Annotated in this window: 19 protein-coding genes; 3 read left to right on the top strand and 16 right to left on the bottom strand. The window is 52.5% G+C overall.

Features of this window, described 5'->3' with window-relative positions; genetic code table 11:
• Positions 1–11: 11 nt before the first annotated feature.
• The 12 genes from J1778_RS18260 to trmJ form a co-directional block, all read right to left on the bottom strand.
• Entirely contained in the window at positions 12–632 is a 621-nt protein-coding gene (locus J1778_RS18260; protein ID WP_217174365.1) for a YfgM family protein, read from the bottom strand.
• Between the two features lie 13 nt (positions 633–645).
• Positions 646–1920: a histidine--tRNA ligase gene (gene hisS, locus J1778_RS18255; protein WP_217174364.1), complete on the bottom strand. Its 1275-nt coding sequence runs from the start codon at positions 1918–1920 to the stop codon at positions 646–648.
• A gap of 133 nt (positions 1921–2053) precedes the next feature.
• A complete protein-coding gene (ispG, locus tag J1778_RS18250; RefSeq protein WP_112288928.1) occupies positions 2054–3175 on the bottom strand; it encodes a flavodoxin-dependent (E)-4-hydroxy-3-methylbut-2-enyl-diphosphate synthase in 1122 nt (373 codons plus the stop codon).
• 42 nt (positions 3176–3217) lie between these two features.
• A complete protein-coding gene (gene rodZ / locus J1778_RS18245; RefSeq protein ID WP_217174363.1) occupies positions 3218–4216 on the bottom strand; it encodes a cytoskeleton protein RodZ in 999 nt (332 codons plus the stop codon).
• The gene (gene pilW / locus J1778_RS18240; RefSeq protein ID WP_217174573.1) at positions 4206–4943 is read right to left on the bottom strand and encodes a type IV pilus biogenesis/stability protein PilW; all 738 of its coding nucleotides are present in this window, start codon (positions 4941–4943) and stop codon (positions 4206–4208) included. The genes rodZ and pilW overlap by 11 nt, the downstream gene beginning before the upstream one ends.
• 100 nt (positions 4944–5043) lie before the next feature.
• A complete protein-coding gene (gene rlmN / locus J1778_RS18235) occupies positions 5044–6243 on the bottom strand; it encodes a dual-specificity RNA methyltransferase RlmN (RefSeq protein WP_274388779.1) in 1200 nt (399 codons plus the stop codon).
• 245 nt (positions 6244–6488) lie between these two features.
• Positions 6489–6914 (bottom strand): nucleoside-diphosphate kinase, encoded by a 426-nt coding sequence (gene ndk / locus J1778_RS18230; protein ID WP_013574367.1) that lies wholly within the window; start codon positions 6912–6914, stop codon positions 6489–6491.
• Between the two features lie 223 nt (positions 6915–7137).
• A complete protein-coding gene (gene sseB, locus J1778_RS18225; protein ID WP_217174362.1) occupies positions 7138–8001 on the bottom strand; it encodes an enhanced serine sensitivity protein SseB in 864 nt (287 codons plus the stop codon).
• Positions 8002–8079: 78 nt separating this feature from the next.
• On the bottom strand, positions 8080–9390 hold the full coding sequence (pepB, locus tag J1778_RS18220; RefSeq protein WP_217174361.1) for an aminopeptidase PepB: 1311 nt from the start codon (positions 9388–9390) through the stop codon (positions 8080–8082).
• A gap of 81 nt (positions 9391–9471) precedes the next feature.
• Complete coding sequence (locus J1778_RS18215; RefSeq protein ID WP_217174360.1) at positions 9472–10641, bottom strand: IscS subfamily cysteine desulfurase; 1170 nt, start codon at positions 10639–10641, stop codon at positions 9472–9474.
• Between the two features lie 323 nt (positions 10642–10964).
• Positions 10965–11459, bottom strand: a complete 495-nt coding sequence (iscR, locus tag J1778_RS18210; RefSeq protein WP_101076364.1) for a Fe-S cluster assembly transcriptional regulator IscR — start codon at positions 11457–11459, stop codon at positions 10965–10967.
• A 216-nt stretch (positions 11460–11675) separates the two neighbouring features.
• Entirely contained in the window at positions 11676–12413 is a 738-nt protein-coding gene (gene trmJ, locus J1778_RS18205; protein WP_112288933.1) for a tRNA (cytosine(32)/uridine(32)-2'-O)-methyltransferase TrmJ, read from the bottom strand.
• Positions 12414–12540: 127 nt separating this feature from the next.
• Here trmJ and suhB point away from each other — a divergent pair, with 127 nt between their 5' ends.
• Entirely contained in the window at positions 12541–13344 is an 804-nt protein-coding gene (gene suhB / locus J1778_RS18200; RefSeq protein ID WP_217174359.1) for an inositol-1-monophosphatase, read from the top strand.
• A 96-nt stretch (positions 13345–13440) separates the two neighbouring features.
• On the opposite strand, the gene J1778_RS18195 is transcribed toward suhB, so the two are convergent.
• Together J1778_RS18195 and J1778_RS18190 are read right to left on the bottom strand one after the other, a co-directional pair.
• Positions 13441–14460 carry a nickel/cobalt transporter gene (locus J1778_RS18195; RefSeq protein ID WP_217174358.1) on the bottom strand — a complete coding sequence of 340 codons (1020 nt, stop codon included), beginning with the start codon at positions 14458–14460 and terminating at the stop codon, positions 13441–13443.
• On the bottom strand, positions 14451–15122 hold the full coding sequence (locus J1778_RS18190; RefSeq protein WP_217174357.1) for a DUF1007 family protein: 672 nt from the start codon (positions 15120–15122) through the stop codon (positions 14451–14453). The genes J1778_RS18195 and J1778_RS18190 overlap by 10 nt, the downstream gene beginning before the upstream one ends.
• Before the next feature lie 179 nt (positions 15123–15301).
• Here J1778_RS18190 and csiE point away from each other — a divergent pair, with 179 nt between their 5' ends.
• The gene (gene csiE, locus J1778_RS18185) at positions 15302–16597 is read left to right on the top strand and encodes a stationary phase inducible protein CsiE (protein ID WP_217174356.1); all 1296 of its coding nucleotides are present in this window, start codon (positions 15302–15304) and stop codon (positions 16595–16597) included.
• On the opposite strand, the gene J1778_RS18180 is transcribed toward csiE, so the two are convergent.
• Together J1778_RS18180 and glyA are read right to left on the bottom strand one after the other, a co-directional pair.
• Positions 16594–17754 (bottom strand): 3-phenylpropionate MFS transporter, encoded by a 1161-nt coding sequence (locus tag J1778_RS18180; protein ID WP_217174355.1) that lies wholly within the window; start codon positions 17752–17754, stop codon positions 16594–16596. The two genes, csiE and J1778_RS18180, sit on opposite strands and share 4 nt — an antisense overlap.
• A 163-nt stretch (positions 17755–17917) precedes the next feature.
• On the bottom strand, positions 17918–19171 hold the full coding sequence (gene glyA, locus J1778_RS18175; RefSeq protein ID WP_217148102.1) for a serine hydroxymethyltransferase: 1254 nt from the start codon (positions 19169–19171) through the stop codon (positions 17918–17920).
• Positions 19172–19463: 292 nt separating this feature from the next.
• On the opposite strand from glyA, the gene hmpA reads away from it, so the two are divergent.
• Entirely contained in the window at positions 19464–20705 is a 1242-nt protein-coding gene (gene hmpA, locus J1778_RS18170; RefSeq protein ID WP_274388778.1) for an NO-inducible flavohemoprotein, read from the top strand.
• Positions 20706–20770: the final 65 nt, after the last annotated feature.

Raw genomic sequence — 20770 nt, 5'->3', positions numbered from 1 at the left:
CGGGGTTCCCCTTAGCTGGCTAAGTTGTTCAATTTCATACGCAGCATAGTTTGCAGCGTTTGAGAGGGTTTAGAATCGAGTCCTTTGCTGTAGGCTTCACGTGCACCTTTCGCATCGCCTTTCGCAAGCAGAACATCACCACGGATGCCTTGCTGCATAGCCGCCCAGCCTTCACCCTTCACGCCATCTAACGTTTTGAGTGCATCATCAAATTTGCCTTGCTGCATCTGGATACGAGCCAGACGTAAATTCACCAGCGAACGTAAATTATCTTCTTTAGCCTGACCTTGCGCCTGGACTAACTGCTTTTCAGCATTCGCGAAATCTTTGGTCTCAACGAAATGATCAGCCAGTTGCAGGGCAGCAAATACCCCGTAATTATTGTCATTACTCTGAGCAAACTTCTCGAGACTCGCCACGCCCTGCGCATTATTGCCAGTCATCGACTGATTAGCTTTCTGGAAAGACGCAGAAGCTTCCGTCAGGGCTGAGTCCTGCTGACTCTGCCAGAAACGCCAGCCGCCCAGGGCTGCAATACCCAGAACAACGCCGATGGCCAGCGCTTTACCATTTTCGGCAAAGAAGCGACGTACAGCATCAACCTGTTCATTCTCAGTGGTATAGACTTCCACAGTGTCCTTCTCCTTAACCCAACATCGAAGCCAGACGCGCGGCGATTTCGCTCTGCGCCAGCGTTTCTTGTGTTCCACTTTGCAGGTCTTTTACCACAACCTGCTGATTCGCAACTTCATCTTCGCCTAATACCAGTGCAATGCGCGCACCCCATTTATCTGCACGGGCGAATTGTTTTTTGAAGTTACCACCACCGTAGTTAGTCATTACTTTCAGCTCAGGCAGCGCATCACGCAATGTTTCCGCCAGCTGCATGGCCGCGCTTTGCGTACCTGCACCGGAAGAAATCACGTAGGCATCAACAGTTGCCGGTGCTTTGAAGTCCGGGTTTACGGCCTGAACCAGTAGTACCAGACGCTCAAGCCCCATCGCAAAACCGACGGCAGGCGTTGCACGGCCACCCAGTTGTTCGACCAGACCGTCGTAACGACCACCGGCACAAACGGTACCTTGCGAGCCTAAACTGTGAGTTACCCATTCGAACACAGTGCGGTTGTAATAATCCAGACCGCGCACAAGTCGCTGATTAACCGTATATGGGATACCAGACTGCTCTAAAAGTTCACACAGATCTGCAAAGTGTTCTCTTGATTCTTCATCAAGATAATCACCGAGCTCCGGTGCATCGTTTAATAACGCCTGAATATCCGGATTTTTTGAGTCCAGAACACGCAGCGGATTGCTGTACATGCGACGTTTGCAGTCTTCATCCAGCTTGTCTTTATGCTGTTCAAGGAAAGCCACCAGCGCGTCACGATAGTTGGCGCGAGCTTCCAGTGAACCGATAGAGTTCAGTTCCAGTGCGACGTGCTCGGAAATCCCAAGCGCACGCCACCAGCGGGCAGTCAGCAGAATTAATTCTGCATCAACGTCAGGCCCTTGCAGACCAAAGACTTCCACACCCAGCTGATTAAACTGACGATAGCGGCCTTTTTGCGGGCGCTCGTAGCGGAACATCGGACCGATGTACCACAGACGCTGTTCCTGATTGTACAGCAGACCATGTTCAATACCGGCGCGCACACAACCCGCCGTCCCTTCCGGACGCAGCGTCAGGCTTTCACCGTTGCGGTCTTCAAAGGTATACATTTCTTTTTCCACGACATCGGTCACTTCGCCGATAGCGCGTTTAAACAATGGGGTCTGCTCTACAATCGGCATACGGATTTCACTGTAGCCGTAGCTGCCGAGCACCTGTTTCAACGATCCTTCAATGCGTTGCCACAGTGCTGTGTCTTCTGGCAGGTAGTCGTTCATGCCGCGAATGGCCTGGATATTCTTTGCCACGTCAGTTCTCTATCGTTTTATAAAAAATGAACCCGATTATAGGGGCTTTGTGGGCTGTGGTTCAACGCACAGACGCCATTACCCCAGTCGGGTTCAATATAATGCAGATGTACGCTGACACCCGCAACCGATGTTACTTTTCAAGATGATTGATAACGATACGTTTACTCTCATCCATCAGCGCTGCTTTGGCGCGAATTTTAGCTTCTAACTGATCGATCATATCGTTGTTATCAAAACGCTCTCTCTGACGAACACCGTCTTCGTAGAAACCGCTTTTGTTATGACCGCCGGTTACGCCCATGGTAGATACCAGCGCTTCGCCCGGACCGTTAACTACACAGCCGATAATCGAAACATCCATTGGCGTGATGATATCTTCCAGACGTTGCTCCAGCGCATTCACGGTGCCTATGACATCAAACTCCTGACGCGAACAGGTCGGGCAGGCAATGAAGTTGATACCACGGGAACGGATACGCAGTGATTTGAGGATATCGAAACCGACTTTAACTTCTTCAATCGGATCCGCTGCCAGAGAGATACGCAGCGTGTCACCGATGCCTTCAGAAAGCAGCAGCCCTAAGCCAATCGCCGATTTTACGGAACCTGCACGCAGGCCACCCGCTTCGGTAATCCCCAGATGCAACGGCTGAACAATCTGTTTGGCCAGTAAACGGTATGACTCAACGGCCAGGAAGACGTCAGACGCTTTTACGCTGACTTTAAACTGGTCAAAGTTGAGACGGTCAAGAATATCAACGTGACGCATTGCCGATTCCAGCAACGCCTGTGGCGTAGGTTCGCCGTACTTCTCCTGGATATCTTTCTCCAGAGAGCCGCCGTTCACACCGATACGGATAGGAATATTTTTGTCGCGCGCGCAATCCACCACGGAGCGGATGCGGGATTCGTTACCAATGTTACCTGGGTTAATACGCAGGCAATCTACGCCGTATTCTGCAACCTGCAGGGCGATGCGGTAATCGAAATGAATATCAGCGACCAGCGGGACATTCACCTGCTGTTTGATAAGTTTGAATGCTTCTGCAGCATCCATCGTGGGCACAGAAACGCGAACAATATCGACACCTACGCGTTCCAGTGATTTGATCTGTGCGACCGTCGCCGCGACATCTGTGGTGCGGGTGTTGGTCATCGATTGCACTGCAATCGGTGCTCCGTCACCTACAGGCACCTTGCCGACATAAATCCGGGTTGATTTGCGACGGGTAATGGGTGACTGGTTATGCATTACTTCACTCTCCATCGTTGCAATCGTCTGACAAACTGCCGATTACTCGGCAGCTAAAGTCAGGCGCGCAACACGGCTTGATTTTACAAAACGACTTAAATCAACCGGTTTGCCCTGGAACTGGATATCTACTGCACCCGGCGCACCGATTTTCAGTTTATACGGCGCAGTGCCCTTCACGCTGAAGGTTTCACCGCCTTTCTTCATGCCGCTGAACAGGGTTTTACCTGCCGCGTCGTCAATCTGGAACCAGCAGTCGGCTTTAAAGGTAAAAGTGACCGCTTGTGGATCCGCACCCGCTGCCGTAGCAGTTTGTGCATCACCGGTTGGCAGACCGTTTTCAGCGGTGGCTGCTGGCTGGCTGGTAGAAACGGCAGCAGGTGCCTGTTCTGCCGGCGCAGTCGTCGTCGCTGGCGCACTGTTGGCGGTCGACGCCGGTGCTGTGTTCAACGGAATGCTGTTCTGTGCTTGCGGTGCGTTTGCAGCAGTCGCCGGCGCAGAGGAGGTATCGTCTGTGGTCGGTGCAGAATTTGCGTTATCGCCCAGAGGAATGGTCTGCCCCTGGCCATTATCCTGATTCAGCTGTGCCGATGACTGATCGGCCATGGTAGCGATTTCCTGCTGCTGCGCCTGATGATTTTGCCACCACCACGCACCTGTCAGACCAATCACGACAAACACCACCAGCCAGGTAAAGCCCATCAGCCAGCCATCGCGTTTTTTGCGAGACTTACCGAGAGAGAAACCTTGCATTGACGCCACTTTAGGCACTTTGATCGGCGCTTGTTTACCGATCAGACCTAATAATTCTTCTTCAGGTACATGAACCAGCTTGGCATAAGAACGCAGATAACCACGCAGGAAAGTCGGCGCAAGATCGGCCGGCGTCGTTTCTTCTTCAATTTGGCGAATAGTCGAGACTTTCAGACACAGGCGTTCTGCAACGGCCTGATGACTAAGACCTAACTGTTCACGAGCCTGACGCAGACGTTCGCCTGTAGTCAGTTTTGCATTATTTTCTTGAGGGGCTTCAGTATTCATTGGCTAAGAACTGCTGGTACTGTTTAGATTGTGGATAACTACGCGCAAGTTGCTTACCGTAGCGTTGAACGCTATCCGGGTTGCCCGCTAACGCAGCGAATCGAATTTGCAACATAATGCTGTCGGCTGTGGCTGGCAGAACATGTTGATATACATCCAGTAATAGTTTCGCCTGAGCGCGGTTCCCTTCCCCAAATTCTTTGGTTGCCTCAGTCAGCAAGGGTGCGCCTTTATCGGGATCAACTTTCAATGCCCGGCTTAGTAACACTCGCGCTTCCTCATTCTGATTGGCCTTCAGAAAACAGTAGCCTGCATTTTCCAGACTGTCAGCAACCTGACCGTAATCAGGCGCATTAGCTGCGGCGCTAAACTGCTGTTGTGCGGGTACATACTGCCCTAAACTACACAAAAACGCACCGTAATTATTTAAGACAGTCCCATTTTGCGGCGCCAGCTTCAGCGCTTGCTGGTAGCGGCTTTCTGCGGCTTTCTGATTGCCGTTTTTTTGCTCGTAAAGCGCCATCCCCAGCTGCGTCCGATAATCCTTCGGCGCGCCGTCAACGGCTTTCTGCAAGTTCTGTTTTGCCGCATCCATGTTCCCCTGATTCAGGTAAGCCATACCCAACTCGAGGCGCGTTTGTGCTGCACCACTGGCCGGTTGCGACTCTTTGGGTGAACTGGAACAGCCTGCCAGTAAAACCACTGACACACCTGCCGCAATCAACATTTTCACACTGCCCTTCATTGCCATGCTTAATTCCCTTTACCCTGCCAGCGACAATAAAACAGCGGGCTTCGACGGAACACCGTGGCGAAGCCCCTTGGGATCAGACGGCTTTTACGGAAATCTGTTGCTCGCCTGCCATTTTTTTCTTCAACGTACGTTTGGTACGGTCGATAACATCACCGGCCAGCTGACCACACGCGGCATCAATATCATCACCACGGGTTTTTCGCACGATAACTGTAAAGCCATAATCCATCAGCACTTTTGAGAAACGATCGATACGGCTGTTCGAGCTGCGGCCATACGGCGCGCCAGGGAACGGGTTCCATGGGATCAGGTTAATCTTGCATGGCGTATTTTTCAGACGCTCTGCCAGTTCGTGCGCATGCTCGGTGCCATCATTGATGTGATCCAGCATAACGTACTCAATGGTGACGCGCCCCTGGTTGGCGTTAGATTTGCCAATATAGCGCTCAACCGCTGCCAGGAAAGTATCGATATTGTATTTGCGGTTAATCGGCACAATTTCGTCACGAATGGTGTCGTTTGGTGCGTGCAGGGAAATCGCCAGCGCGACGTCAATCATATCGCCCAGTTTATCCAGCGCAGGCACGACGCCTGATGTGGAAAGCGTTACGCGACGTTTTGACAGGCCGAAACCGAAATCGTCGAGCATGATTTCCATCGCCGGAACCACGTTATTCAGGTTCAGCAACGGTTCGCCCATGCCCATCATCACCACGTTGGTGATAGGACGCGTACCGGCCACTTTCGCGGCACCGATAATTTTTGCCGCACGCCACACCTGACCGATAATTTCGGACACGCGCAGGTTACGGTTAAAGCCCTGTTGCGCCGTGGAACAGAAAGTACATTCCAGCGCACAGCCTACCTGAGAAGAAACGCAAAGGGTCGCACGGTCGCCGTCCGGGATATACACGGTTTCGACCAGCTGTCCGCCTACCTGAATGGCCCATTTGATAGTGCCGTCAGTGGAACGTTGTTCTGAAGCGACTTCCGGTGCACGAATTTCGGCAACGCGGGCCAGCTTTTCACGCAGCGCTTTGTTGATATCGGTCATTTGCTCGAAATCATCGCTGCAGTAGTGATACATCCACTTCATGACCTGATCAGCACGGAACGGTTTTTCGCCCATGTTGATGAAGAACTCACGCATTTGTTTGCGGTTAAGGTCAAGAAGATTAATTTTTGCGGCAGCAGGCGCGACAACGGCGACGGCTTCTGCAGAAGCTTGAGTAGTCTCAGACAAGGTTTGCTCGGGCGTGTTAAATTCTGACATGAAAAAATGGCCTCGTTGTTACACGTTATGGCGTATTGGAAGTGCAGAGCCGAATGTATCTTTTACATATAGTGCAAACAGTACAAATAGATGGCCTGCAAATAAATTGCGCCCCGAAGAGGCTGGCTCATTCGGGGCGCAACATTGTACAAATTTTAGGGCACGGTTGCCATGTTTGGTAGGTACCTGTTACAAAATTCTTGCGAATTTGCGGCACATCTTCCAGCAGAGCTTACCCAAAAATCTTAACGCGGGCAGATTTCGCTTTCGGTGAAGAAGTAAGCGATTTCGCGTTGTGCAGATTCTACAGCGTCAGAACCGTGAACCGCGTTAGCCGTGAAGCTGTCAGCGAAGTCTGCACGCAGAGTACCTGCCAGAGCGTTGTCCGGGTTAGTTGCGCCCATGATGTCACGGTTACGCTGAACTGCGTTTTCGCCTTCCAGAACCTGAACCATGATCGGGCCAGAAGTCATGAACTCAACCAGACCGTCGAAGAAAGGACGGCCTTTGTGTTCTGCGTAGAAGCCTTCAGCTTGTTCTTTAGTCAGTTTCAGCATTTTAGACGCGATGATAGTGAAACCAGCGCGTTCGAAACGTGCGTAGATAGCACCAATGTCGTTGTTAGCTACGGAGTTTGGCTTGATGATGGAGAAAGTACGTTCGATAGTCATGAAAAAACCTCTGTCTGACTTTTATAGGTAGGGCCGGTTAATTTAATGTTATACCTGCCGTAAAATGGCGGTGATTATAGGGAGCGAAGTTAAGATTGCCTACCCGAATCACAACATTTAATTAAAAAAATGTGTGATTGATTCACTAACGAACCTAAACAGCCTATTTCCCTTAAACAAAACAGGGACAAAACGGCGTACAGCCCCGCTTTATCCCCTGATTTTATGCCTGACCTGACGACGGAATAATGTTCCGCAACCAGCTTCCCCATTTGCGCTGATAGAACGGCTGCGTGTGGCTGATCAGATAATGGCTGATACCGCGTTCCTTTTCAGAAACGATACAGAAATCCACCGGACGGTCGTCGGGTGAGGTTTCACTCGCCACATTCCCCGCCTCGCGGATCAGCGCATCGATTTCCTGCTCATCACCGTCGGCCTCAACACCAATCAGCAGATTCGGCTGTTCATCTGCGGCTTTATCATGGATCAGCGCCATAAAGGCGCGGCGCACCGGCTTCTTCTGTGTGAAGAGTGTAGTCAGCGCGTCGATCATTGCAGAAGGATATTCCTCCGGCTGACCAATCAGCAACTGGCTTTCTTTATCCAGCACCAGCTCCGACGGCGCATTCAGTCCGCCATTGCTCAGCAACAGCGTGACTTCATTTGGGGTGAATTCCTTGCCGTATTCCGACTTGGGATTGAGAAACAATTCTTCCCCTTGCGTCATTTCAAACAACACGCGGGCGGGCAGCGCGACAAAAGCCTGCTCATCCGCGCTTTCACCGGCACTGGCTTTTTCCAGAAAATCCACCGAAGAAAAGAAAGGAATAATCGAGCTGCCGTCCTGCTTTTCCCAGTGCAAAATATTCAGTTCACTGCCTGCAGTTATCGCCACACTGCCCTGCTTTTCAGCGTCATCCTGCCCTGCATCACCCAACACAAAAACGGTGGATTCCAGCAAAGTTTGATAAAACGCCGGACGCCAGGCCGGTGCAGTGACAGACAGGCGCAGCAGGCGCTCCAGCTCGTTTTCACCGTCAGTTGCCGCCGCGCCAGCAGGAAGATGATCGTGTGGGACACTCATGATTCTTGACTCCGCTAATAGTATAAAACGGGGCGCCGTTAAGCGCCCCGTTGTGCATCATGCATTGCTTTCTGAAACTTACTTCGCTTTGGCTAACAATAAGTTAGCAACGGTACGCACGCCCAGACCCGTCGCACCGGCAGACCACTGATCCGCCGCGCTTTTGCGATAAGTCGCAGAACAGTCGATGTGCAGCCAGCCTTTCTTATATTCAGTGACGAAATGAGAAAGGAATGCTGCCGCCGTGCTCGCGCCCGCAGTGTGCGCAGGACCGGCAATGTTGTTCAGCTCGGCAAAGTTAGACGGCAGATGCGAACGGTGGAACTCTTCCAGCGGCAGACGCCAGAACGGTTCGTGTTCAGCTTTCGCGCTTTCCAGCAGTTCGCCTGCCAGTGCATCGTCAAAGCTAAACAGCGCATGGTAATCGTTGCCCAGCGCCATTTTTGCAGCACCTGTAAGCGTTGCCGCATCAATGATCAGTTCAGGATTTTGTGCAGACGCGTCAATCAGGCCATCGGCCAGTACCAGACGGCCTTCGGCGTCAGTATTCATCACTTCAACGGTTTTGCCGTTACGATAACGAATGATATCGCCGAGTTTCAGCGCATTGCCGCTGACCATGTTATCCGCACAGCACAGATACAGTTTTACGCGTTTATTCAGGCCGTTAGCCGCCGCCAGCGCCAGCGCGCCAGTCAGAGTCGCGGCACCGCCCATATCGGCTTTCATGGAATCCATGGAAGCGCTTGGTTTCAGGCTGTAGCCGCCTGTGTCGAAGGTAATACCTTTGCCGACCAGACAGGCATAAACCGGGGCATCTGCGTCGCCGCTCGGGTTGTAATCCAGTGCCAGCAGGACCGGCGGACGGTCAGAACCACGACCGACGGTGTGGATCCCCATGTAACTTTGCTGACGCAGATCGTCACCTTTGGTGATGCGGTAGCTGACTTTTTCGTTGCCGAATTCGCACATCAGATCAACGGCGCGGGTAGCCAATTGTTCAGGGGACAAATCTTCCGCCGGAGTATTGATGGTGTTACGCACCCAGTCGATGATTTTCAGGCGTTGTTTCAGTGTGTTTGCGTCATCTTCAGACAGGTCAGCCCATTCAACATTGCGTGTGCCTTTCGGACCCCGGAAGCCCTGCCAGAATGCCCAGCTGTTTTCGAGATCCCAGCCTTCACCCGCCAGTTTGACGTTTTTCACGCCCTGACCGTCGATGCGGCGTGCAGCGCGGGAAATAGCCGTCAGCGCATCGCCGTCTTTCAGGTGAATGGTCATACCGGCAGAATCCGTGCTCAGTGTTGCCTTTTCGCCCCAGCGTGCATCAGCTGGCTCAGAGGAAAGGAAGACGGACATCGCTTCATTGGTCGTTACTTCGGAACTCATAACAGGACTCCTGATTGTTTTTATCTTCAATGAATATTCATTATCAATGACAGGCAAATCACCCGTTCAGCGGGTGGCACTTCATTTCGTATAAACAGGGGGCAATTCACGCAGGCGGCGGACTGATTTCACCACCAGCGCAATCGCATAATCAATTTCTTCTTCCGTGGTCCAGCGCCCGAGGGAAAAACGGATTGAGCCGTGTGCCAGCTCTTCGCTTAATCCGATTGCGCGCAAAACGTAGGAAGGTTCAAGGCTCGCAGACGTACAGGCGGAACCTGACGATACCGCCAGATCCTTGAGCGCCATAATCAGGGATTCACCTTCAACATCGGCAAAACTGACGTTAAGAATATTTGGCGCAGCATGTTTCGGCGTGCCGTTGAGAAACACCTGATCAAGCTGCTGAATGCCTTTCCACAGACGATCGCGCAGTTCGCTCAGACGTGCCACTTCCGCGGTCATTTCCTCTCTGGCGATACGATACGCCTCGCCCATTCCGACAATCTGATGCACCGGCAACGTACCTGAACGCATACCGCGCTCATGACCGCCGCCGTGGATTTGCGCTTCTATCCGCACTTTCGGTTTGCGGCTGACATACAGCGCGCCAATCCCTTTTGGGCCATAAATCTTATGCGCGGAAAATGACATCAGATCCACTTTCAGCTCACTGACATCAATCGCAATTTTACCCACGCTCTGGGTTGCATCCACATGGAAAAGAATGCCACGACTGCGGCACAACTCACCGATTGTCGCAATATCCTGCACCACGCCGATTTCATTATTTACCTGCATGATGGATACCAAAACGGTGTCCGGGCGCAGCGCCGCTTCAATCATAGCAGGAGGGATAAAACCGTCGGCCTGGGGCGCTAAATAGGTGACGTCGAAGCCTTCGGTTTCCAGCTGAGCACAGGTGTCTAACACCGCTTTGTGTTCCGTCTGGCTGGTGATGATATGTCTGCCTTTCTCACGCTGCGCGTGGGCGGCACCTTTAATCGCCAGATTGTCTGATTCTGTCGCGCCTGAGGTGAAGACAATTTCACGCGGATCGGCATTAATCAGCCCGGCAATATGGTTGCGCGCCACATCTACCGCCTCTTCGGCCTGCCAGCCAAAGCGGTGAGAACGGGAGGCCGGATTACCGAAAGTACCGTCAAGTGTTAAACACTGCATCATCATTTTCGCCACACGCGGATCAACCGGCGTGGTAGCGGAATAATCGAGATAAATAGGTAATTTCATGGCAGGTAAGCTCCGGACTGCGCGTTCGTCTACGAACGAAAGAATAAAAAACGATAACCAGTTTAAAACGGGTTCACAGATTCTTAAAAGGGAAATGACACTTTGCGGGCACTAATCGGTAAGAATTGACGACACAAAAGCAAAAGCCCGCGGAAATCTGCATTTCCGCGGGCTTTCAGTCACATCAAAATTCCCATGCTTAACCTAAATCATTCGCGTCGCATCAGGGCGGCAATGGAGCAAATTCCCGGGAGCATACAATAGTATGTGACCGGGGTTTGCAACAGCAGCCAACGCAGAGGCGGCGCGAAGGATGTCGGGGATTAGGCTCGAAGATTGACGTTGATGGTTTCCATCTGGCGGCCATTCGGCTGACGACGGATTTCACCGTTCTGACGGTCGGCCACTTCCAGGATTTCCTGGTTGTTGACCAGCTCTGCCAGCGTGATGTTGTTCAGGAAGCCGCTGATGCGTTCACTGAGATCACGCCACAGGGTGTGAGTCAGGCAACGCTCGCCATTCTGGCAGCCTTCTTTACCCTGGCAGCGGGTCGCATCGACAGATTCGTCAACGGCAGTAATCACTGCGCCAACCGCGATATCGCCGGAATCTTTACCTAACAGATAACCACCGCCGGGACCACGAACACTGGCAACCAGACCATTTTTGCGTAAGCGCGAGAAAAGCTGCTCCAGGTAAGAAAGGGAAATACCCTGACGCTCAGAAATGTCAGCCAGTGGTACTGGTCCTTCCTGTGAATGCAGTGCAACGTCAAGCATAGCGGTCACGGCATAACGGCCTTTGGATGTCAGTCTCATAGCATGGTTACCTGTTTAAAATGACTTAAAAATTCAATAGTGCGGAACATGCAAACGAGTCTGCCATTCCCGAGTAAAACAGTCAACTATTTAACCTAGTAATTTACTCAAGTATTACAGATCGGGCAGAACCGCACTATTTTCGTCATCAGAAAAACTCAGACAACCTGTTGATTAAAATACATAAACCATGAATTTATAATCGTTTTTTCCCGCTTATTCTTTGTTGCTATTTGTCTTTTCAATCGACGTCAGGATACCGCGCAGGATGTTTAATTCCTGAGATTCAGGTCGCGCACGAGTAAACAAACGGCGTAATTTGCTCATCACCTGACCAGGATGTGCCTGACGAATAAAGCCGGTTTCCAGCAAGGTTTTTTCCAGATGCTGATAAAAACGTTCGAGGTCATCCACCAGCGGATAAGGCGTTTCTTCGTATTCGATTTGCGGTTTTGCCGCTTCCAGCAACGCCAGATGCGCGACACGCACTTCATAGGCAATAATCTGCACGGCCATCGCCAGATTCAGCGAGCTGTATTCAGGGTTCGCCGGAATACACACGTGGTAGTTACATTTCTGCAGTTCTTCATTGGTCAGCCCGACGCGTTCGCGGCCAAACACCAGCGCAACCGGCGCAGTTTGTGCCGCTTTCGCACTGTGCTCACCACATTCACGCGGCTCAAGCATCGGCCACGGCAGTGTGCGGGAACGCGCACTGGTGCCAATCACCAGACTACACCCCGCCAGGGCTTCATCGAGGGTATCAACAATTGTCGCATTACCGATGACATCACTGGCACCGGCAGACAAAGAGATAGCCTGAGAGTCAGGTTTTACCAGCGGATTTACCAGGTAAAGACTTGATAAACCCATCGTTTTCATGGCGCGGGCTGTGGAGCCCATATTGCCAGTGTGGGACGTTTCAACTAATACAATGCGGATATTGGGCAGCATAGGAACTCTTAGCCAGACGGAAAATCACAACAGCCTAACACAACGGTAGTTAATTTTCAGAACCCCTGCTATACTGCGTGCCGTTTCCCGTATTCCCGTTCTTTAACATCCTAGTTGGAAGATATCCATGCATCCGATGCTCACCATCGCCGTGCGCGCTGCGCGCAAGGCCGGTAACCTGATTGCCAAACATTACGAAACGCCAGACTCTGTAGAAGCTACTCAAAAAGGTACCAACGATTTTGTTACCAACGTAGACCGCGATGCAGAACACATGATTATCGATGTCATTCGCAAATCCTACCCAAAACACACCATCATCAGTGAAGAGTGTGGCGAACTGGAAGGCGAAGACAAAGACGTACAATGGATTATCGACCCGCTGGATGGCACCACCAACTTCGTTAAACGCTTCCCACATTTCGCTGTTTCTATCGCCGTGCGCATCAAAGGCCGCACTGAAGTCGCGGTAGTTTACGACCCAATGCGTAACGAACTGTTCACCGCGACCCGCGGTCAGGGCGCACAGCTGAACGGTTACCGTCTGCGCGGTACCAATGCGAAAGATCTCGACGGCACCATTCTGGCGACCGGCTTCCCGTTCAAAGCAAAACAACACGCAACCAGCTACATGAATGTGGTTGGCAAACTGTTCACTGAATGTGCAGACTTCCGTCGCACCGGTTCTGCTGCGCTGGATCTGGCTTACGTGGCTGCTGGCCGCGTTGACGGTTTCTTCGAAATCGCCCTGAAACCGTGGGATTTCGCCGGTGGCGAACTGCTGGTTCGTGAATCAGGCGGCGTTGTGACTGACTTCGTTGGCGGCCATAACCACTTCTCGTCTGGCAACATCGTTGCAGGCAACCCACGTGTCGTTAAAGGTATTCTGATGACCATGCGTGATGAACTGAGCGAAGCGCTGAAGCGTTAATTTCGCCGGTTATTGATACTAAGAAAAACGGACGTCCTTTCGGGCGTCCGTTTTTTTATGCCTGCTGTTTATCCCATGAAGGTTGCGCCACGGAAGTTATCCCCTGAAAGGCCCGCCGGTGATCGGCGAAACGTCTCCGCCGCCGGTGCTGTAGAGCAACACGCCCGCCACCAGCAAGACAATCCCACCGGTCAGCGCCAGCAATGACCAGGTGATCCGCTGCCAGGCCGCAGGCGTGCGGGTTGCACTCAGTTTTACCGCCAGCTCACGACTGTAAAACACCAGTACACCAATCAGCGAGACGGTCAGCGAAGTGCCGATGGCCATCGTAATGGCTGAAATCACGCCCCAGCTGTAAACGCCAATCACCTTGGAAAACAACAACACCATGATCGCGCCGGAGCACGGACGCAACCCCATCGCCAGCACTATCGCTATTTGCGTGCGCAAATCCCCGCCTGCCTGAAGCTGCTGATCGCTGGGTACATGCTGATGTCCGCAGCCGCAATGTTCATCGTGGACATGTGTTTCACTGCCCATCGGCGACAGGCTGTGGATTTTCATTGCCGGTGCGCGACGCAAACTTTTTATCGTCTGCCACACCCGTTTCAGCGCACGCCAGCACAGCAATACGCCGAGCAATATCACCAGTATGAAGCTGCCCCGCTCCATCCAGAAACTGCTCTGATGCAGCTGACGCGAGGAAAGTTGGAGCACGCCGAGCACGACGCTGACCAGCAATATCGCCACCAGCCCCTGCACTATCGCCGAGGCGAATGTCAGCTTCAGGCTGCTTTTTAGCCGTGAGGGATGCGTTGCCAGATAGGTGGTAATAACGATTTTACCGTGCCCCGGTCCGATGGCGTGGATCACACCGTAAATCAGGCTGAAACCGGCCAGCGTCATCCCCGACTGCATCGGATTTTCTTTCACCTGCCGCAACAGTCCGGCCAGTTCCTGATGCAATTCCCGCTGCCAGATAATGCTGCTCAGCAAAATTCGCGGCCAGTAATGAATGAGAAGAAAAATGCCACCCGCCAGCAGCAACAGAAATATCGCCAGCGGCCAGAGATCGCGCCAGGACAGCGTCTTCGGAGGTGTGGAAATTAATGACATTCCAGCGTGACCTTTTGAGCAAATTGCTGACCAAGATCCATATCTTCCGGCGGCGCATCGGCCTTATCGAGAGACAGCGCGTAGTTTTGCAGCGAAGCATCAGGTTTAGGCGTAAACAGCGCCAGCGTGCAGCGTTTTTCCAGCTCCGGCGGCAGATGCAGCGCGGTTTTATCCTTATACGTCATATCAACAAAATACGAAGGATCGAAGGTGGAAAATTCCATCGGTTTACCTTCCAGCACTTGCGGTTTTGCCAGCGGTAACACAAATTCCAGCACGGCCTGATCGCCTTTACGGGACAACTGATATTCGCTGGGCAAATCGAGATATTTCACCGGTTTTCCTTCGCGATAAAAGTCAGTGAAATAATGCTGACTGAGCACCCGCGCCATGACTTCTGCCGCCAGTTTTTTCCATATATCTGAACCGGGTTTGGCATTCTGCGCGTCGTAGAGCAAATCTGCGGAAGTAATTTCGTCCATCGTCCAGACCATTTTCAGCCCGGTCAGGGAGGTTTCATTCGCTACCAGCGTAGTCTGCATATCGATGAAGCTGTGCGGGTGCGCCATAACCGTGGCGGGCAGGCAGAACAGCGCGACTCCCAGCCATTTGGCATAACGGGAGAAAGGCCGGTTCCGGGCCTGAGGTAACATCATTTCCATATCAGCGCCATATATTGTTACTAAGTAACACTATTTTGCTGTGCAATTAAGCGGTCGTCAAAAATATCTGTGATCTGAGTTGTAAGCCGGAGTAAAACCCAATACCGCGGCCTTATTACGGGCATCCGCTTTGCTATGCTTGACTAATAATTTCAGGCGATACCTTTTTGGCAGGTGATATGAATCCAGAAAAACAGCCCTCCCCTGCGCTTTCCGCTACGCAACGCCGCTGCCACGTGTTGCTGATGCTGTACGCGCCGCTGACGGCAGTTCAGCTGGAGATCATCAGTGAAATCAACGGGGTCGGATTAACCACGACCTGGGAAGATCTGGCAGAAGTGACCTGCGAAATTCAGCGCATCCATCGCCTCGATGTTTTGCAGTACAGCGAAAAAGAATGCCGTATTCAGGGCGACAGCCTCGCCCAGCGCTTGTGTTTATTTCAGGGTTTGCGCCGCACATTACGCATTTCACCGGACTTTGTTTCCCGCCATTTTATCCCCTGGCTGCACATCGCCTTCGAAGGTCAGACCTGCCCGAAGGCTGCTCTGCGCACAGACATTCTGGGCATGATGCTGGAAGACTGCGGCACGTTACTACCCAAACCCCTGAGCGGGCATGACCGCCAGCTGATGCTGATCTGCCTGCAGTATTTTTTATGGCAAAACGGCTTGTGGCAGAACAACGCCCAGACCGGATTGCGCTTCACCGAGCAACAGCGCCGCTGGTTGCGCGAAAAACCGGAATATCCTGCCGCCCGTGAACTGTTCATCCAGTTACAGGAACTCAGCAACGGCCTGCTGGATGACTGTGAATGTGAGTTTTTCACCCTGATGTTGCGGATGCTGAAAAACCATAGTTATCAGAGTTCCGGTTCGACGGAAGATCAGCGTCTGTTATTAGAAATTGAAAATATGGTGGCACGTTTTCAGGACATCGCTGGCATGAAATTCAGCAGCTACGAAGGGCTGGTCGGGCAGCTTTTCGCCCATCTGGGTCCGGCGATTGAACGCTGTCATTTCGGCATTGGCATCGACAATCTGATGCAGGAAGAAGTGAACCGCATGTATCCGCGCCTGGTGCGCACTACCCGGGAGGCGTTAGTGGGTTTTGAGCACGAATATCTGATCAGTCTGTCGGAAGATGAAATCGGGCTGGTGGCGATTACTTTCGGTGCGTGGCTGATGCAGGGAAACGCCCTGCAGGAAAAACAGATTTTGCTGCTGACGCATGATAATCCCGCACTGGAAGAAGCCGTCGAGCAGCAAATCCGCGAGGCGACGTTGCTGCCGCTGAATATCAAATATCAGACACTGGCGGATTTCTATAAATTCGGTGCCCCGAGCGGGGTGGCGATGATTGTTACCCCTTACGCCACACGCAGCACCGATGCCGATCCGCTGGTGATCCACACGCAACTGCCGCTGGCGAAAGAGCAGCGAAAACGTATCCGCTCGCTGCTCGAAGCGCCCTAGCTGGCTGACACCTCCGGCGCTGACGGCGTGACCTGCGGACGCAGGAAAATCGCCGGCACCACCAGCAGCGCCATCACCCAGAACAATCCCGCGTGCAGATGTTCGAACAGGAAGCCGGACACCATGGTCATCACCGCCACGCCGCCGCCCATCGCCAGCGCGGAATACACCGATTGCAGGCGAATGACCTGATCACGCGGACGTGCCGCAATAAACCGCATCCCCGCCAGATGGCATACCGTGAAGGTACCGCAGTGCAAAATCTGAATCACAATCAGCCACGGCAATGCGGTAAATGCGCCCATCATTCCCCAGCGCACCACGCCACAGACAGCGGACAGCAACAGCAAATCGCGTGCTGACCAGCGGCTGAACAGCTGTTTGCTAAAGGTAAATACCAGCACTTCAGCGACCACGCCCAGCGACCATAAATAGCCGATGGTCGTCGAAGAATACCCGACATCCTGCCAGTAAATCGCGCTGAAACCGTAGTACGCGGCGTGTGCGCCCTGCAATAACGTCACGCATAACAGGAACTGCCAGACCGGTTTTTCGCCGAGCAACGCTTTCCACGAAATGGCCGGCGCACCGCTGACCCGCGGTTCTCCCACCGGTTTCACGCTCGGACGCAGCAACATCCCCAGCAACATGGCCGCCACGCCAGCGGTCAGCGTATAGAGGATCGCGTTGTGGCCGTAAACTTCGACCAGTTTACCGGTGACCGCCGAGCCAATCACAAAGGCAATCGAGCCCCAGACGCGCACTTTGCCGTAATCCATATTGATCTGGCGTTGCAGCGTACCCGCCAGCGCATCAGTCAGCGGCACCAGCGGACCAAAGAACAGACTGAAACCGGCAATGTTGATCATCAGCCACGCCCAGCCGTTACCGAACCAGAACCCGACGGCAAAAGCCAGCGTGAGCAACGCGAGGATCCGCAAACCGGTGATGAGATGCGAAGGGTCTTTGATGGAGGGAGAAATGATTAACGTGCCGAGAAAACGGGCAACTAAGCCAGCGCCAAGCAACAGGCCAATGCTTTCGGAGGAAATGCCCTCGCCTTTAAGCCATAAGCCCCAGAAGGGAAGAAAAATACCGTAACTGAAAAAATAGGTGAAATAACTGAGTGCAAGCCAGCGCGTGGAACGTAATTCCATAAATCCTCCGGTGTGAGGCCAATACTTTGACAAAGCTCACAATCGCTAGCAATCCGCAGACGCTTTCATACTCCAGGAATGTCTGCCAGCTCACAAATTCTGATACATGCCCATAAAAAAACCCGCCGGAGCGGGTTTTAGCAGCTTTACGGCTTTGCGAATATTACGCGTAAACCGGGAAGCGTGCACAGATGTCGAGAACTTTCTGTTTAACGCGTTCGATAGTAGCTTCATCGTTCACGTTGTCCAGCACGTCGCAGATCCAGCCAGCCAGTTCACGCGCTTCTGCTTCTTTAAAGCCGCGACGGGTGATAGCCGGAGTACCGATACGCACACCAGAAGTCACGAACGGGCTCTTAGGATCGTTAGGCACGCTGTTTTTGTTCACGGTGATGTTAGCGCGACCCAGTGCTGCATCGGCTTCTTTACCGGTCAGGTTTTTATCGACCAGATCCATCAGGAACAGGTGGTTGTGCGTACCGCCGGAAACCACTTTATAGCCACGTTCCAGAACCACAGCGACCATAGCCTGAGCATTTTTAGCCACTTGTTGCTGGTAGGTTTTGAACTCAGGTTCCATCGCTTCTTTCAGTGCTACCGCTTTACCGGCAATCACGTGCATCAGCGGGCCGCCCTGGCCACCAGGGAAGACAGCGGAGTTCAGTTTTTTGTAGAACTCTTCGTCACCGCCTTTCGCCAGAATCAGACCGCCGCGTGGGCCAGCCAGGGTTTTGTGCGTGGTGGTGGTCACGATGTGTGCGTGTGGAACCGGGTTCGGGTAAACGCCCGCAGCAATCAGACCGGCAACGTGTGCCATGTCGACGAAGAAATAAGCGCCAACGCTGTCGGCGATTTCACGCATTTTTGCCCAGTCAACGATCCCAGAGAATGCGGAGAAGCCGCCGATGATCATTTTTGGTTTGTGCGTTTCGGCCTGACGTTTCACGTCTTCGTAATCGATGTCGCCGCTTTCGTCGATACCATAAGGCACCACGTTATACAGTTTGCCGGAAAGGTTAACCGGTGAACCGTGAGTCAGGTGACCGCCATGGCCGAGGTTCATCCCCAGAATGGTATCGCCCGGTTGCAGCAATGCGGTGTACACCGCGAAGTTCGCCTGTGAGCCGGAGTGTGGCTGAACGTTAGCGAAATCTGCACCGAACAATTCTTTCGCACGGTCGATAGCCAGTTGTTCAACGATGTCGACGTACTCACAACCACCGTAATAACGTTTGCCCGGGTAGCCTTCGGCATATTTGTTGGTCAGCTGCGAACCCTGAGCCTGCATAACGCGCGGGCTGGTATAGTTTTCTGACGCAATCAGCTCGATATGTTCTTCCTGACGAACAACTTCTTTTTCCATTGCTGCCCACAGCTCAGCATCATAATCGGCAATGTTCATTTCACGCTTTAACATCCGCATCTCCTGACTCAACAAACTAAAAATAAAAGCCCCTTCCGGGTTCTGCGCAACAGTGTAAATGTTTAAGCGGCCTTCGGATAGGGTCAGTTTGAGGTTTTTAGGCAAACGATTGGCTCCAGATACAGCAAGGCTTTGATCTGCGAACCTCTGCCCGTAATCAAGGGATAAATATTCATCTGAACATGTACAAATTTCAGCTTTGTGACTCAGCCCCCATCGCCCCCGTCACCTCAAAAAGCCCTTACCCCTTTAGGGGGTGTTTACAGAAAATGTGGATTTATATAAGATGCATTTAAAATACATGTTTAATGAAATCAAAAAAGAGACGGAGTTCACTATGCTTGATTCATCCACTATCGCTATCGTTAAATCCACCATTCCTTTGCTCACAGCAACCGGTCCGAAACTCACCGCACACTTCTACGACCGCATGTTCGAACACAATCCCGAACTGAAAGATATCTTCAATATGAGCAACCAGCGTAACGGCGATCAGCGTCAGGCGCTGTTCGATGCCATCTGCGCTTACGCCGCTAATATTGAAAATCTGGCGGCACTGTTGCCTGCGGTGGAACGTATTGCGCAAAAGCACACCAGCTTCACCATTCAGCCGGATCAATACAATATTGTCGGCACTCACCTGCTGGCGACGCTGGATGAAATGTTAAGCCCGGGTCAGGAAGTGCTGGATGCGTGGGGGAAAGCCTACGGCGTGCTGGCGAATGTGTTTATCAATCGTGAGGCAGAAATTTATCAGGACAGCGCAGAAAAAACCGGTGGCTGGCGCGGCACGCGTGAATTCCGCATCGCCGAAAAGCAGCCTCAAAGTGAACTGATCACCTCATTCCTGCTGGAACCTGTCGATGGATTGCCTGTGGTGGATTTCCAGCCGGGACAATATCTTGCGGTCTATATCCGCGATGCCTCGCTGGAAAATCAGGAAATCCGTCAGTATTCCCTGACTCAGGCACCGAACGGAAAAACCTACCGCATTGCGGTAAAACGCGAAGGTCAGGGTGCGGTCTCTAACTTCCTGCATAACTTTGCGCAGCCGGGCGACATCATTCATCTGGCCGCCCCGCACGGGGATTTCTTTATGGATATCAGCGATACCACGCCGGTCGCGCTGATTTCCGCCGGTGTCGGTCAGACGCCGATGTTAGGTATGCTCAACACACTGGCAGAACGCGGACATCACGCGCCGGTTCAGTGGCTGCACGCGGCAGAAAACGGCGCGGTGCATGCTTTTGCTGGTGAAGTGAAAAGCGCGCAGAAAAACCTTCCGCAGCTGGAAAGCCATGTCTGGTATAACCAGCCACAGGCAAATGATTTGCCGGGAGGGGACTTTCAGTATCAGGGGCTGATGGATCTGAGCAAAGTCAGTGAAAAGCTGAATGATCCGGCGATGCATTTCTACCTGTGCGGTCCGGTCGGCTTTATGCAGTTCGCGGCCAAACAGCTGCTGGCGATGAACATCAGCGAAGCAAATATTCACTATGAATGCTTCGGCCCACATAAAGTGATTTAATCCCTGCCCCGAAAAGAAAAAGGCTGACACAGAATGTCAGCCTTTTTTGTTGCTGCGTCAGCAGG

This window comes from Rahnella bonaserana, from assembly GCF_019049675.1.
GTDB lineage: Bacteria > Pseudomonadota > Gammaproteobacteria > Enterobacterales > Enterobacteriaceae > Rahnella > Rahnella bonaserana.
This window is presented reverse-complemented; position numbering and strand designations above follow the sequence as displayed.